The organism is Streptomyces sp. NPDC052396 (assembly GCF_044593195.1).
Taxonomy (GTDB): Bacteria; Actinomycetota; Actinomycetes; order Streptomycetales; family Streptomycetaceae; genus Streptomyces.
Genome location: NZ_JBIUAW010000006.1, coordinates 422,285 through 436,618, shown reverse-complemented (window position 1 = coordinate 436,618; position 14,334 = coordinate 422,285). Strand labels below are relative to the sequence as shown.

The 14,334-nt window shown below is 72.4% G+C and carries 13 protein-coding genes; 7 read left to right on the top strand and 6 right to left on the bottom strand.

Annotation, left to right across the window (positions count from 1 at the left end):
- Nucleotides 1-221: 221 nt before the first annotated feature.
- Nucleotides 222-554 (top strand): hypothetical protein, encoded by a 333-nt coding sequence (locus tag ACIHFE_RS18695; RefSeq protein ID WP_400107823.1) that lies wholly within the window; start codon nt 222-224, stop codon nt 552-554.
- 31 nt (nt 555-585) lie between these two features.
- Here ACIHFE_RS18695 and hutH read toward each other — a convergent pair whose 3' ends face one another.
- The 5 genes from hutH to ACIHFE_RS18670 all read right to left on the bottom strand — a co-directional run bounded on the left by hutH (nt 586) and on the right by ACIHFE_RS18670 (nt 6,671).
- Nucleotides 586-2,127 (bottom strand): histidine ammonia-lyase, encoded by a 1,542-nt coding sequence (gene hutH, locus ACIHFE_RS18690; RefSeq protein ID WP_400107821.1) that lies wholly within the window; start codon nt 2,125-2,127, stop codon nt 586-588.
- A 259-nt stretch (nt 2,128-2,386) separates the two neighbouring features.
- Nucleotides 2,387-3,475, bottom strand: a complete 1,089-nt coding sequence (locus tag ACIHFE_RS18685) for a diguanylate cyclase domain-containing protein (protein WP_400108044.1) — start codon at nt 3,473-3,475, stop codon at nt 2,387-2,389.
- Nucleotides 3,476-3,650: 175 nt separating this feature from the next.
- The gene (locus ACIHFE_RS18680; RefSeq protein ID WP_400107819.1) at nt 3,651-4,445 is read right to left on the bottom strand and encodes an enoyl-CoA hydratase/isomerase family protein; all 795 of its coding nucleotides are present in this window, start codon (nt 4,443-4,445) and stop codon (nt 3,651-3,653) included.
- An 83-nt stretch (nt 4,446-4,528) separates the two neighbouring features.
- Nucleotides 4,529-5,632 (bottom strand): adenylate/guanylate cyclase domain-containing protein, encoded by a 1,104-nt coding sequence (locus ACIHFE_RS18675; RefSeq protein WP_400108042.1) that lies wholly within the window; start codon nt 5,630-5,632, stop codon nt 4,529-4,531.
- 139 nt (nt 5,633-5,771) lie between these two features.
- Nucleotides 5,772-6,671, bottom strand: a complete 900-nt coding sequence (locus ACIHFE_RS18670) for a biotin--[acetyl-CoA-carboxylase] ligase (protein ID WP_400107817.1) — start codon at nt 6,669-6,671, stop codon at nt 5,772-5,774.
- Nucleotides 6,672-6,815: 144 nt separating this feature from the next.
- Between ACIHFE_RS18670 and ACIHFE_RS18665 the strand changes: the two genes are divergently transcribed.
- The 4 genes from ACIHFE_RS18665 (at nt 6,816) to ACIHFE_RS18650 (ending at nt 10,963) form a co-directional block, all read left to right on the top strand.
- Nucleotides 6,816-8,414, top strand: coding sequence for an acyl-CoA carboxylase subunit beta (locus ACIHFE_RS18665; RefSeq protein WP_400107815.1), 1,599 nt, complete (start codon nt 6,816-6,818; stop codon nt 8,412-8,414).
- Nucleotides 8,415-8,441: 27 nt separating this feature from the next.
- Nucleotides 8,442-8,648 carry an acyl-CoA carboxylase subunit epsilon gene (locus ACIHFE_RS18660; RefSeq protein ID WP_400107813.1) on the top strand — a complete coding sequence of 69 codons (207 nt, stop codon included), beginning with the start codon at nt 8,442-8,444 and terminating at the stop codon, nt 8,646-8,648.
- A 225-nt stretch (nt 8,649-8,873) separates the two neighbouring features.
- A complete protein-coding gene (locus ACIHFE_RS18655) occupies nt 8,874-10,337 on the top strand; it encodes a peptidoglycan D,D-transpeptidase FtsI family protein (RefSeq protein ID WP_400107811.1) in 1,464 nt (487 codons plus the stop codon).
- A 23-nt stretch (nt 10,338-10,360) separates the two neighbouring features.
- Complete coding sequence (locus ACIHFE_RS18650; RefSeq protein ID WP_400107808.1) at nt 10,361-10,963, top strand: Maf family protein; 603 nt, start codon at nt 10,361-10,363, stop codon at nt 10,961-10,963.
- A gap of 13 nt (nt 10,964-10,976) precedes the next feature.
- Here the strand turns inward: ACIHFE_RS18650 and ACIHFE_RS18645 are convergent, their stop codons facing one another.
- Entirely contained in the window at nt 10,977-11,303 is a 327-nt protein-coding gene (locus tag ACIHFE_RS18645; protein ID WP_400107806.1) for a hypothetical protein, read from the bottom strand.
- Between the two features lie 157 nt (nt 11,304-11,460).
- Here ACIHFE_RS18645 and ACIHFE_RS18640 point away from each other — a divergent pair, with 157 nt between their 5' ends.
- Nucleotides 11,461-12,216, top strand: coding sequence for an IclR family transcriptional regulator (locus tag ACIHFE_RS18640; protein ID WP_400107804.1), 756 nt, complete (start codon nt 11,461-11,463; stop codon nt 12,214-12,216).
- Between the two features lie 333 nt (nt 12,217-12,549).
- Nucleotides 12,550-14,304 carry an acetyl/propionyl/methylcrotonyl-CoA carboxylase subunit alpha gene (locus ACIHFE_RS18635; protein WP_400107802.1) on the top strand — a complete coding sequence of 585 codons (1,755 nt, stop codon included), beginning with the start codon at nt 12,550-12,552 and terminating at the stop codon, nt 14,302-14,304.
- The last annotated feature ends 30 nt before the right edge of the window (nt 14,305-14,334 follow it).

The following is a 14,334-nucleotide window of genomic DNA, read 5'->3' as shown; positions in this document are numbered from 1 at the left end:
GCCGTTTCGCCCGTTCCACCCCTGCCGAAAGTGTGGGGAAGACCACCCAGTAAAGCCCCTTGGGGTGTCCGGGCCCAAGCCGGGGTGGGTGATGGACGGTTGCCGGACCGCCGGCGACCGCGACTTCCCAGCGGCGCGCACCTGTCATTACCATCGGGACGGCCGGGATCCATGAGTGATCCATGGCCCCAATCTCCGCCGTCGCGAAGGGGATTCGTCCTGTGACCGCACGCCGTCCGCTGCTCACCGCCGCCGCCGCGGCCTCGGTGCTGTGCGCGGTGTGGCTGGTGCCGAGCGCCCATGCGACCCCGGCCCGGCACACCCGGCCCGCCGCCGGGCCCACGGCCACCGCGCATCCCGCGCCGGCCCGCCCGGCCGCCCTGCCGCATTCCGCGCCGACGGCCCGGCAGAGCGCCACCGGCGGCGCCAAGTTGAACCTGGCCAACACCGGCAGTGTGGACACCACCCCCTATCTGGTGGGCGGGGTCGCCTTTGTCGCGGCGGGCGGGGTGCTGGTCACCGGCGCCGTACGCAGGTCGCGTACGGCGCGTTAGCGCTCCGCGGGCGCTCCGCCGGATACGGGGCTCAGCCCAGCGGGCCGGTCACCGGCTCCACGGCCGCGATCAGCCCGCCCGCGCGGACGAACTCCTCGGCGGCCGCCAGGTCGGGGGCGAGGAACCGGTCCTCGCCCGGCCCCTGCACACCGGCCGCCCGGACCGCCGCCAGCACCGCCTGGGTGGCGGGCGCGGGGGTACGGCCGGCGCGCAGCTCCACGGCGCGGGTGGCGGCGACCAGTTCCACCGCGACGACCCTGGTCAGCGCGGCCAGCGCGGTACGCAGCTTGCGCGCCGCGGACCAGCCCATGGAGACATGGTCCTCCTGCATGGCCGAGGACGGGATGGAGTCCACCGAGGCCGGGACGGCCAGCCGCTTCATCTCGCTGACCAGGGCGGCCTGGGTGTACTGAGCGATCATCAGGCCGGAGTCCACGCCCGGGTCACCGGCCAGGAAGGCGGGCAGGCCGTGCGAGCGGTTCTTGTCCAGCAGCCGGTCGGTACGGCGCTCGGCGATGGAGGCCAGGTCGGCGGCGGCGATGGCCAGGAAGTCCAGGACATAGGCGACCGGGGCGCCATGGAAGTTGCCATTGGACTCCACCCGGCCGTCCGGCAGCACCACCGGGTTGTCCACGGCCGAGGCCAGCTCCCGGTCGGCGACCAGCCGGGCGTGCGCCAGGGTGTCCCGGCCGGCGCCGGCCACCTGCGGGGCGCAGCGGATGGAGTAGGCGTCCTGGACCCGCGGTGCGTCGTCCTGGTGGTGTCCGGTGAGCCCGGAACCGGCCAGCACCCGCAGCATATTGGCGGCGCTGGCGCCCTGGCCGGGGTGCGGGCGGATGGCGTGCAGCTCGGGGGCCAGCACCTTCTCCGAGCCCAGCAGGGCCTCCAGGGAGAGGGCCGCGGTGATGTCCGCGGAGGTGATCAGCCGGGCCAGGTCGGCGCAGGCCATCACCAGCATGCCGAGCATGCCGTCGGTGCCGTTGAGTAGCGCGAGCCCTTCCTTCTCGCGGAGCTCGACCGGCTCGATGCCATGCTCGGCGAGCAGCTCGGCGGCGGGCCGCAGGGTGCCGTCCGGCCCCTCGGCCTCGCCCTCGCCCATCAGCGTCAGGGCGCAGTGGGACAGCGGGGCGAGGTCCCCGGAGCAGCCGAGCGAGCCGTACTCGTGGACAACCGGGGTGATGCCCGCGTTCAGCAGGGCGGCCATGGTCTCCACCACGACCGGGCGGACTCCGGTGTGACCGGAGGCCAGGGTCTTCAGGCGCAGGAACATCAGCGCCCGGACCACCTCGCGCTCCACCCGGGGGCCCATGCCGGCCGCGTGCGAGCGGACGATGTTGCGCTGCAGCTGGGTGCGCAGGTCGGGGCTGATGTGCCGGACGGCCAGGGCGCCGAAGCCGGTGGAGACGCCGTAGACCGGGTCGGGCTTGGCGGCCAGGTCGTCGATGATGCGGCGGGCGGAGGCGACGGCGTCAAGGGCGTCCTGGGACACCACGACTCGGGCGTTGCCGCGGGATACGGCGAGCACGTCTTCGGCGGTCGTGCCGGCGGGGCCGACGATTACCTGCATATCCATATTCAGGCACCCTAGATACTGAATTGGCGTCTGTCACCACCTGGCTGGTGTCCGTTTCAACGCGGGGGGTTCCGCCCGCATGCCGGGTTTGCCGGAGTTGTTCACGGGCGTGTGGTGCCCGCCGGGGGTGCGGCCGGCGATGCAACGGCAGGTGCCGATGCCCCTTGTCGTCCGGCCGCGGGTCGTGGGTGGCTGGTCGCGCCCGCGCGGCGAAGCCGCATGAGGCAACCGCCCCGCGCCCCTGAGGGGGCGCCCGGCGCTAGTGGCGGCCCCGGAAGCGGCGGCGTTCGGGGCGTGGCGGGGCCGGGGGGCGGTCGGCGAGGCGGACCACCGGGTCGGCACGGCCGCCCTCGCGGCCGGCGACGACCGGCTTGACGGAGCCCGCCGCCTTCGCGCGGTACTGCGCCGCGTCGGCCAGGCGGAACAGCCGCCGGGCGGTACGCACCGGCCCGATGGGATCCCCCGTGGAGGCCACCCCACAGGCCACCCCCTCCCCCAGCTCCAACTCCCCGGCCCGCCGGCACAGTTCCTCCGCCACCCGCACCAGCTCGTCCGCCGACGGCCCCACGCTCACCAGGCAGAACTCGTCCCCGCCCAGCCGCGCGGCCAGCGCGTCCGCCAGCCGTGCCCCGCACAGCGAGAGCACCGAGCCAAAGCGTTCCAGCAGCCGGTCGCCCACCGCGTGCCCCAGGGTGTCATTGACCCGCTTGAGCCCGTTGAGGTCGCACACCACCAGCCCGACCACGGTGCCGTCCGCCAGGTGCCGCTCCACCGCCTCGTCCAGCCGGGCGTCCACCGCGCGCCGGTTGGCCAGGCCGGTGAGCGGGTCGGTGTAGGCCAGCCTGCGCACCTCCTCCAGCCGCTCGGTCTGCGCTATCCCGGCCGCGGTGACGGCGGCCAGCACGGTGGCGAAGTCCGCGTCGGTGCGGTCGAACACCGGCCGGCCGGGCGGGCGGGCCACATACAGCTCGCCCCAGGCCCGGCCGTGCAGCACGATGGGCGCGATCACACAGCTGCCGCGGCCGCGCCGCCGCAGCGCCGCCACCCGGTGCCCGGAGTACGCGCCCGTGCCCGGCTCCCCGGCGCTCTCCACCCAGGCGTGCGGCCGGCCGCCCACCCACTCCTCGTGCAGGAACTCCGCCACCTCGGGAAAGTCATGCACCGGGTAGGACTCCCCGGCCGGGAACCGCTCCTCGTCACCGTCGAGTTCACCGACATTGACCAGCACCCGCAGCCGGCCGTGCTCGCGCTCCCACACCGAGATCGCGGCGAAGCTGCCGTCCAGCGCGCGCAGCGCCCCCTCGGCCGCCGCGGCCACGCCGTCCAGCGCGGCGGGGGCGGCGGCCATCGCCTGGGTCACGCCCACCACCGCGCACAGGCGGTCGTCGCGCCGCTTGTCCTCGGACACCCCAGCCTCACATCCCGTCACTGAGCGCAGCTCCCGCACTCCAGCGTAAGAACGTCCCGCCCGTTCCGCCGTACGAGGTGCCGGGCGCCCCCGGCCCGGGCCCGTGGGCGACCGTTCACTCGCCCGGCCAGTCGGGCTTGCGCTTTTCGTTGAAGGCGGCAACACCCTCCGAGCGGTCGCCGGAGAAGGCCACCGTGCGCCAGGCGGCGTCCTCCACATCCAGGCCGGTGCGCAGGTCCAGGCCATGGCCCAGGCGCAGGGCGCGCTTGGCCACCCGCAGCCCGACCGGGGAGTTGGCGGCGATCCGCTGCGCCAGGGCCAGCGCCTCGGTACGGTCCTCGCCCTCCGGCACCAGGAGGTCCACCAGGCCCAGCTCCCGGGCCTCGGCGGCCTCCACCCGCCGGGCGGTGAAGATCAGCTCGGCCGCGCGGGCGGCGCCCACCCGGCGCGGCAGCAGCTGGGTGCCGCCGCCGCCGGGGATCACCCCCACCGAGACCTCGGGCAGGCCCACCACGGCCGTGCGGTCCGCCACGATCACATCGCAGGACAGCGCGAGTTCGAAGCCGCCGCCCAGGGCGAAGCCATGCACCGCCGCGATGGCCGGGACGGGCAGTTCCAGCACCCCGGTGTAGGCGGCGCGGGTGTGCGGGCGCTGCCGGGCGAGGTCGGCCTCGGTGAAGGAGTTGCGCTCCTTGAGGTCGGCGCCCACGCAGAAGGCACGGGGGTGGGTGGAGGTGAGGACCACCGCGCGCACCCCGGGGTCCCGGGCGATGGCGGTGGTGGCCTCGGTGATGTGGCGGGCCATCTCGGTGGAGACGGCGTTCATGGCCTTGGGCCGGTCCAGGACGAGTTCGGCCACATAGTCGTGCCAGTAGACGGCGACCTGGTCACCAAAGTGCTGTTCGCTCATGACGGTGCACCCTTTCCCACGGCGGTGTTCGGTGCGGCGATCATGCCGCCTCGCTCCGCCGGGGCCAAGGGGCGGGCCCCGGTCTACGCCCCGCCGTCGCGGCGGGTGAGCAGCCAGGGTTCGACCATGCCCAGTCCGCGCACCGGCCGCTGCCACATCGGCTGGAGGGCGAACCGGTAGGGCGGCTGGTGCTCGCCCTCTTCCGCGGCCTCCGCCTCCGACTTGGGCGCGTCCCCGGCCCGGGCCAGTTCCTCGGCGAAGGCGCCGTCCACCAGCACGGCGTCCTTGGGCGCTATCGAGGTCAGCCGGCTGGCCAGGTTGACGGTGGTGCCGAAGACATCTCCCATGCGGGTGGTGACGGTACCGAAGGCGATGCCCACCCGCAGTTCGGGCATGGTCTCGTCATGGCTGAGCGTCTCGATCAGCCGCAGCCCGATCTCCGCGGCGGTGCCCCCGTCGTCCGCGGCGAACAGCACCTCATCGCCCAGCGTCTTGATCAGCCGGCCGCCGTGCGCGGCCACCAGGTCGGCGGCGGTGGTCTCGAAGGCCTCGACCAGCTCGCCGAGTTCCTCCTCCTCCAGGCGCCGGGTGAGCCGGGTGAAGCCGACCAGGTCGGCGAAGCCCACGGCCAGGCGCCGGTCGACCATCTCGGCGTCGTCCTGGGCCTGGACCACCCGGCCGGTGGCGGCGGCCAGCTGCCGCCGCCAGACATAGATGAGGAACTCCTCCAGCTCCGGCAGCAGCAGCTCGACCAGCGGGTAGGTGATCTCGGTCCGGGTCATGCCCGGTTCCTGAGGCTCGGTCAGCCCCTCCAGGAAGGAGTCGATCTGCCAGTCGGCCAGCCGGGCGGTGGTCTGGCCGGTGGAGCGGGCCACCTGCACCGCCATCGGCTCGCTCAGCAGCCCCGCCTCCACCAGGCCCGCCAGCCGCCGCAGCGCCAGCACATCCGCCTCGGTGAGCGCCTTGGCCTGGCCGATGTCGGCGAAGCCCATGGCCCGCCAGAAGCGGGCGGCCAGATCCATGGACACCCCTGCCGCGCGGGCGGCCTGAAAGGGTGTGTAGCGCCGCTCGGCGCCCAGGATCAGCGACTCCAGCCGCAGCGCCAGGGGGTCGGCGCCTTCCTCGGCGGCCTCGTCGCCGTACGCGCGGAGGGACGCGTCCGCGTCCCGGTCCTCGGCGCCCTTGATCCCCTCGGCCTGAACGGCGCGGAAGGCACCTCCATCGTCGGCGGTCACCGCCCGCCCCCTGTCCGATCCGTGCGCACTGCCCTGCCGATCGCCGCTAGCGAAGTTTCCGCGGACAACGATACGGCAGGTGTGCCCTAGCTCACTCTTCCGGCGACTCCGACGGGTCCGACGACGCGGACGGCCGCGGCGGTTCCGCCGCCGGGCGCAGATGGACGATGTCGCCCGCGCCCACCGGCCGCTGCACCCCCTCCGCGGTGGCCAGCACCAGCCGGCCGTCCCCGTCCACGGCCACCGCCTCCCCGGTCAGTTCGCGCCCGCCCGGCAGTTCGGCCCGTACCGTCCGGCCCAGGGTGGCGCAGCCGGCCGCGTACGCCTCCTGGAGGCGGCAGCCGGCGGGGTCGCCGCCGGCCGCGCGCCACTGCTGGTACCACTCGGCCAGCGAGCGGAGCACCGCCCGCAGCAGGATGTCCCGGTCCAGCACGGCCGCCCCGGCCAGCGCCAGCGAGCCCGCGGTGGGGACGGGCAGTTCGGCGGCGCGCAGCGAGACATTGAGGCCAATGCCGACGATCACCGAGTCGCCGCTGCTCTCGGCGAGGATGCCGCCTGCCTTGCGTTCCTCGCCGCCGACCCGGACCAGCAGGTCGTTGGGCCACTTCAGGGCGGTGTCCACCCCGGCGGCCCGGGACAGCGCGGTGGCGGTGGCCACTCCGGCGAGCAGCGGCAGCCATCCCCAGCGCTCCATGGGCACGGCGGGGCCCGGGGTGAGGCGGACGGAGAAGAACAGTCCGGAGCGGGCCGGTGCGGTCCAGCTGCGGTCCAGCCGGCCGCGGCCGGCCGACTGCTCCTCGGCAATGAGCACCGCGCCCTCGGCTCCCTCGGCGGCGGCCAGATCGGTGTTGGTGGAGCCGGTGTTGGCCACCACGTCCAGGGAGGTCCACAGCCCGCCGGGGCGCAGCAGCGCGCGGCGCAGCGCCGGGGTGTTGAGGGGTGGCCGGTCCAGGTCGGACCAGCGGCTTCCGGAACTGTCGGAGGGCGTCATACACCCACCTTAGGAGCGGTGCGGATGTGGCCAACGACGCACTGCCGGAACGCAGTGGCGCCGATACGCTACGGACCGGTAGCCACCGTTGTGTCAGATCGTCTTGCCATGTCGTCCCCAGGAACGAGCAGGAGCCGCAGCCCGATGCCTGAGCGAAACCCGGACGGAACCGATATCCACACCACCGCGGGCAAGCTCGCGGATCTTCAGCGCCGGATCGAGGAGGCCACCCACGCCGGTTCCGCCCGGGCGGTGGAAAAGCAGCACGCCAAGGGGAAGTTGACGGCGCGCGAGCGGATCGAGCTGCTGCTGGACGAGGGTTCCTTCGTGGAACTGGACGAGTTTGCCCGGCACCGTTCCACCAACTTCGGCATCGAGCACAACCGCCCTTACGGGGACGGGGTGGTGACCGGTTACGGCACCGTGGACGGCCGTACGGTCTGCGTCTACTCGCAGGACTTCACCATCTTCGGCGGCTCGTTGGGCGAGGTCTACGGCGAGAAGATCGTCAAGGTGATGGACTTCGCGCTGAAGACCGGCTGCCCGGTGATCGGCATCAATGACGGTGGCGGCGCCCGGATCCAGGAGGGCGTGGTCGCCCTGGGCCTGTTCGCCGAGATCTTCCGCCGCAATGTGCACGGCTCCGGGGTGATCCCGCAGATCTCGCTGATCGTCGGGCCCTGCGCGGGCGGCGCGGTCTACTCGCCGGCGATCACCGACTTCACGGTGATGGTGGACCAGACCTCGCATATGTTTATCACCGGCCCGGATGTGATCAAGACGGTCACCGGTGAGGACGTGGGCTTCGAGGAGCTGGGCGGGGCCCGGACCCACAACACCACCTCGGGCGTGGCCCATCACATGGCGGCGGACGAGAAGGACGCCTTCGACTACGTCAAGGCGCTGCTCTCCTATCTGCCGTCCAACAACCTCTCCGAGCCGCCGGCCTTCCCGGAGGAGGCGGACCTGGAGGTGACGGAGGCCGACCGGGAGCTGGACACGCTGATCCCGGACTCCGCCAACCAGCCCTACGACATGCACACCGCCATCGAGCATGTGCTGGACGACGGTGAATTCCTGGAGACCCAGGCCCTGTTCGCGCCCAACATCATCACCGGCTTCGGCCGGGTGGAGGGCCACCCGGTGGGCGTGGTGGCCAACCAGCCGATGCAGTTCGCCGGTTGTCTGGACATCAACGCCTCGGAGAAGGCCGCCCGTTTCGTCCGTACCTGCGATGCCTTCAATATTCCGGTGCTCACCTTTGTGGACGTTCCGGGCTTCCTGCCCGGCACCGACCAGGAGTACAGCGGCATCATCCGGCGCGGCGCCAAGCTGATCTACGCCTATGCCGAGGCGACCGTGCCGCTGATCACCGTGATCACCCGCAAGGCCTTCGGCGGTGCCTATGACGTGATGGGCTCCAAGCACCTGGGCGCGGATCTCAACCTGGCCTGGCCCACCGCCCAGATCGCGGTGATGGGCGCCCAGGGCGCGGTCAACATCCTGCACCGCCGCTCCCTGGCGGCGGCGGAAACCGACCAGGAGCGCGAGGAGTTGCGCGCCCAGCTGATCACCGACTACGAGGACGCGCTGCTCAACCCGTACGCGGCCGCCGACCGCGGCTATGTGGACGCGGTGATCATGCCCTCGGACACCCGGCGGCACATTGTGCGGGGGCTGCGGGCGCTGCGGGAGAAGCGGGAGTCCTTGCCGCCGAAGAAGCACGGGAACATTCCGCTCTAACAGACCGCCGTCGGAAGGGACGCTGACGTGATCAAGGTCGTACGGGGCAACCCGACCCCCGAGGAGCTGGCCGCCGCACTGGCGGTGGTCCAGGCCCGCGCGGCGGCCCGCGCCGCCGCCGCGCCGGGTTCCGAGGTGCGCGCCCAGTGGGCCGACCCGGCCCGGCTGACCGGGACCCGCCGGGTACCCCGGCCGGGCCCGCACGCCTGGCGCACGAGCTACTGGCCCGCATAGGCGGGCCCCCTCAGGGGCGCGAGGAACTGCGCGACCGGCCACCAACGAGCCGCACCCGGCGACGAGCCCGGCCCCGTTCGCGCAGCTCCCCGCGCCCCTTACGGGCGCGCCCCGGTGCTCAACGAGCACACCCGGTTTGCCCGGGCTTTACCAAAGTGCAACCAGAAGCACCTCTTTTCGCGTCATTGCCTGTCAAATGACGCGAACCGGGGAGTCTGTCACGCCATGAACAAGCCCGTGCGCCACATCGCGATATTCGCCGGAATACTGGCCCTCGCCCTGCTCGCCCAGGTCACCTGGCTGCAGCTCGTCCAGGCCGGCGAGCTGGCGGAGCACAAGAAGAACAGACGGGTCGACATCAGGGCCTACGCACAGCCGCGCGGCAACATCATCGTCGGCGGCAAGGCGGTCACCGGATCCCGGGAGACCGAGGGCGATCTGAAGTACCAGCGCACCTACACCGACGGTCCGGTCTACACCCCGGTCACCGGCTTCTCCTCGCAGTCCTTGGGCGCCAGCCAGCTTGAGTATGTCTACGACAAGTTCCTCAGCGGCGACGACGACCGTCTCCCCATGGAGCACGCCACCGATCTGTTCACCGGCCGCAAGCGGCGCGGCGGCGATGTGGTCACCACCATCGACCCCAAGGCCCAGCAGGCCGCGGTCAAGGGGCTGGGCAACTACAAGGGCGCGGCGGTGGCCATCGAGCCGGGCACCGGCCGGATCCTGGCGCTTGCCTCCACCCCCTCCTACGACCCCTCGGTGTTCGCCGGGGAGAGCAAGAAGGACGGGAAGGCCTGGGTGCGGCTGGAGCGGGACAAGGACAACAAGCCGCTGTCCAACAAGGCGATCAAGGAGCTCTATCCGGCCGGCTCCACCTTCAAGATCCTCACCGCCGCGGCCGCGCTGGACCATGGGCTCTACACCGACATCGACGCCGCCACCGACTCCCCGTATCCATGGAACCTGCCGGACACGGTGACGCCGATGAAGAACGAGAACGAGAGCGCGCCCTGCCGCAATGCCTCGCTCAAGGTCGCCATGCAGTACAGCTGCAACAACGTCTTCGCCAAGATCGCCGCCGAGCTGGGCAAGGACAAGATGCGCGAGACGGCCGAGAAGTTCGGCTTCAACCAGCAGGTGGACATGCCGGTACGGGTGACCAAGAGCGTCTACCCCAAGGACATCAACCGCCCGCAGACCGCGCTCACCGGCATCGGCCAGGGCAGCCTGGCGGCCACCCCGTTCCAGGTGGCCATGATGACCGCGGCGCTGGCCAACGACGGCACGCTGATGAAGCCGCACCTGGTGGACAAGCTGCGCGGACCGGACCTGTCCACGGTGCAGGAGTTCAAGCCGGAGGAGATGTCCCGGCCCGTCTCCCCGGACACCGCGCGCAAGGTCCGGCAGATGATGGAGTTCACCGCCAAGGAGGGCACCGGCAAGGCGGCGCTGATCGACGGGGTGACGGTGGGCGGCAAGACCGGCACCGCCCAGCACGGCGCCAACCTGGAGAAGATCCCCTACGCCTGGTTTGTCTCCTACGCCCAGCAGGACCACGGCTCCCCGGTGGCGGTCGCGGTGTTCATCGACCCGGAGGGCTCCGGAGTGAACCGCGAGGACGTCTCCGGCGGCGGGCTGGCCGGCCCCATCGCCAAGCGGGTGATGCAGGCGGTCCTCGAGAAATAGCGGCCTTCCGTAGGCTGGCTGTCATGAATGCCAAGCGCCGCCTCGTCCTCGCCTCCCAGTCCCCCGCCCGGCTCGGCCTGCTACGCCAGGCCGGGCTCGCGCCCGAGGTGATCGTGAGCGGGGTGGACGAGGACGCGCTCACCGCGCCCACTCCGGGCGAGCTGGCGCTGGTCCTGGCCGAGGCCAAGGCCGCCGCGGTGGCGGCGCTGCCGCGGACGGCGGGGGCGCTGGTGGTCGGCTGTGACTCGGTGCTGGAGCTGGACGGCCAGGCACTGGGCAAGCCGGACGGTGCCGAGGACGCCATCGCGCGCTGGAAGTCCATGCGCGGCCGCTCGGGGGTGCTGCGGACCGGTCACTGTGTGATCGACACCGAGACCGGCCGCCGCGGCTCGGCCACCGCCTCGACGACGGTCCGCTTCGGTGAGCCGACCGACGCCGAGATCGCCGCCTATGTGGCCACCGGCGAACCCTTGTACGTCGCCGGAGCCTTCACCCTGGACGGCCGTTCGGCGCCCTTCATCAAGGGCATCGACGGCGACCCGGGAAATGTGATCGGGCTGTCGCTGCCGCTGCTGCGCGAGCTGCTCGCCGCCCTGGATGTGGCCATCACCGATCTGTGGGTCTGAGCCCCCGGGCCGGTTACAGCGGCAGGGCGCTGGTCACCTGGCCGACCTTCTTCAGCTGGTCGAGGTCGCGCAGTTTGCCCAGCTCATCCACCGCGCCCGGGTAGAGGCTGGTGGCCGGGCCCTTGGCCGGCATGCCCTTGGGCGGGGCGCTGGTGTGCCCCGCGGAGGCCGTCGGGCCGGCCGGCGCGCTCGGCGCGGCCTGGCCGGTGCCCGGGGCGGGAGCCGGGGCCGCCGTCGACGCCGAGGGCTGCGGCAGGGGGGCCGCGGAGGCGGTGGCGGCGGAGGTCACGGAGAGAGCGGCCGAGGCCAGAGCGGCGGCCGCTGCAATGCGCTTGATCATGACATCTTCAACGATGTCATGGCATATCGGTCACCCCACCCCGACCGCTACCCGCCCTAACTCCCCCATATTTCCCAGGAATTCGCACAGGCTTGGGGCAGCAAAGGCAAGCGTGCGAACCATCCCGCCCCTCCCCCACAGCAGGAAGGAACCCGCCATGCCCCAGTCCGTCGACCGGGCTCTGGACGTGCTGGACGTCCTCGCCGAGGCCGAGGGCCCAGTGCCCGCCAAGGCCCTGGCCCGGCGGCTGGGCTGCGGGCTGTCCACCGCCTATGAGCTGCTGGGCGCCCTGACCGCGCGCGGCCATCTGGCCCGCACTCCGGCCGGCTATGTGCTGGGCTACCGGGTGCCGGCACTGCACCGCGCCTTCCAGCGGCAGATGCGCATCGGCGAGGGGGTGCAGGAGCTGCTGCTCCGGCTGCGCGGGGCGATGGGCACGGATGTCTACTTCAGCGGCTACCGGGACGGCACCGTGGCGGTGCTGGCCACCGCCGCCGAGCCCGGCGGCTTCACCCTGGGCCGGGACGACGCCGCCCATGCCACCGCCCACGGCAAGGTGCTGCTGGCCACACTGCCCCGGGCCGCCCGGCACCGCTATCTGGCCGCCGCCGGGATGCCCGCCATCACCCCGCGCACCATCACCTCCCCGGAGTACCTGGAGGCCCAGCTGCGCCGGGTGCGACGGGAGGGGATGGCCATGGAGGTCGAGGAGTGCGCGGCGGGGGTGGCCTGCCTGGCCGTCCCGGTACCGGCCGCCGCCGGCTCCCCGGCCACCGCGGTCTCGGTCGCCCTGCCGGCCGGGGAGCTGGGCCGGCGCCGGGACGAGGTACTGACGGCGCTGCGCCAAGTGGCGGCCGAGGCCGGGAAGTTGACGCCGGACGGGCCGGGTGGCGCCGGGCGGCCGGCCCGCTGAGGCCGGATGACCGGCCCTACCGACGGGTAACCCATCCTCAAGGGCCGTTCGAAGACCGGTCGAGACGCAAACTTTGCGTCACCCATTCGTAGGGACTCCACAAATCCATGTCATCACCACCCACGCGAAGCGCCCGAGATCCACACCACATCGGCGCTCCAGCCGGACACCAGGAAACCCGGCGTACCGTGGGAGATCGAGGAAGTCATCCATCCGGGGGACGTCCCTCGGACCCCGGTTAACGCAGCGTGTGGGCAAGGTCACGCCGGAAGTCGGGTCGGCACAAGGTGTCGCCAGTACCTAAACTCACCTTGTTTCAAGGAGGGAGCCATCGTGCGCAAGGTGCTCATCGCCAACCGAGGCGAAATCGCAGTCCGCGTCGCTCGTGCGTGCCGGGACGCCGGAATCGGCAGTGTGGCGGTCTACGCCGACCCGGACCGGGATGCGTTGCATGTCCGGGTGGCAGACGAGGCGTACGCGCTGGGCGGTGACACCCCCGCGACCAGCTACCTCGACATCTCCAAGGTGCTCGCGGCGGCGGCCGAGTCCGGTGCGGACGCGATCCACCCCGGATATGGCTTCCTGTCCGAGAACGCCGAGTTCGCCCAGGCCGTTCTGGACGCCGGGCTGACCTGGATCGGTCCCCCGCCGCACGCCATCCGCGACCTCGGCGACAAGGTGGCGGCCCGTCATATCGCCCAGCGCGCGGGTGCCCCCCTGGTGGCCGGCACCCCCGAGCCGGTATCCGGCGCCGAGGAGGTCGTGGCCTTCGCCGAGGAGCACGGGCTGCCGATCGCCATCAAGGCCGCCTTCGGCGGCGGCGGCCGCGGCCTGAAGGTCGCCCGCACCCTGGAAGAGGTCCCCGAGCTCTACGAGTCCGCGGTGCGCGAGGCGGTGGCCGCCTTCGGCCGCGGCGAGTGCTTCGTGGAGCGCTACCTGGACCGGCCGCGCCATGTGGAGACCCAGTGCCTGGCCGACAAGCACGGCAATGTGGTGGTCGTCTCCACCCGTGACTGCTCCCTGCAGCGCCGCCACCAGAAGCTGGTGGAGGAGGCCCCGGCCCCGTTCCTGTCCGAGGAGCAGAACGCCGAGCTCTACAACGCCTCCAAGGCCATCCTGCGCGAGGCGGGCTACGAGGGCGCCGGCACCTGTGAGTTCCTGGTCGGCCAGGACGGCACCATCTCCTTCCTGGAGGTCAACACCCGTCTGCAGGTGGAGCACCCGGTCACCGAGGAGGTCACCGGCATCGACCTGGTGCGGGAGATGTTCCGCATCGCCGACGGCGAGGAGCTGGGCTACGACGACCCGCCGCTGCGCGGCCACTCCTTCGAGTTCCGCATCAACGGCGAGGACCCGGGCCGCAACTTCCTGCCCGCCCCCGGCACCGTCACCAAGTTCAGCCCGCCCACCGGCCCGGGCGTCCGCCTGGACGCGGGCGTGGAGTCCGGCTCGGTCATCGGCCCGGCCTGGGACTCCCTGCTGGCCAAGCTGATCGTCACCGGCGCCACCCGTGAGCAGGCCCTGCAGCGTGCCGCCCGCGCCCTGGCCGAGTTCGAGGTGGAGGGCATGGCCACCGCCATCCCGTTCCACCGCGCCGTGGTCGCCGACCCCGACTTCACCGCGGACCCCTTCCGGGTCCACACCCGGTGGATCGAGACCGAGTTCAACAACACCATCGAGCCGTTCGCCGGCGCCGCCGCCGAAGAGGACGAGGAACTGCCCGGCCGGGAGACGGTCGTGGTGGAGGTCGGCGGCAAGCGCCTGGAGGTCTCGCTGCCCTCCTCGCTGGGCATGACCATCGCCCGTACCGCGGCCGCCGGGGGCGCCAAGCCCAAGCGCCGCGCCGCCAAGAAGGCCGGGGCCGCGGCCTCCGGTGACTCGCTGACCTCCCCGATGCAGGGCACCATCGTCAAGGTCGCCGTCGAGGAGGGCCAGCAGGTGGCCGCGGGCGACCTGATCGTGGTCCTGGAGGCCATGAAGATGGAGCAGCCCATCAACGCCCACCGGGCGGGCACCATCAAGGGCATCACCGCCGAGGTCGGCGGCTCGGTCTCCTCCGGCGCCGTCATCTGCGAGATCAAGGACTGACGCCCGCGCGGCAGCGCGCCGAGTCCCCAG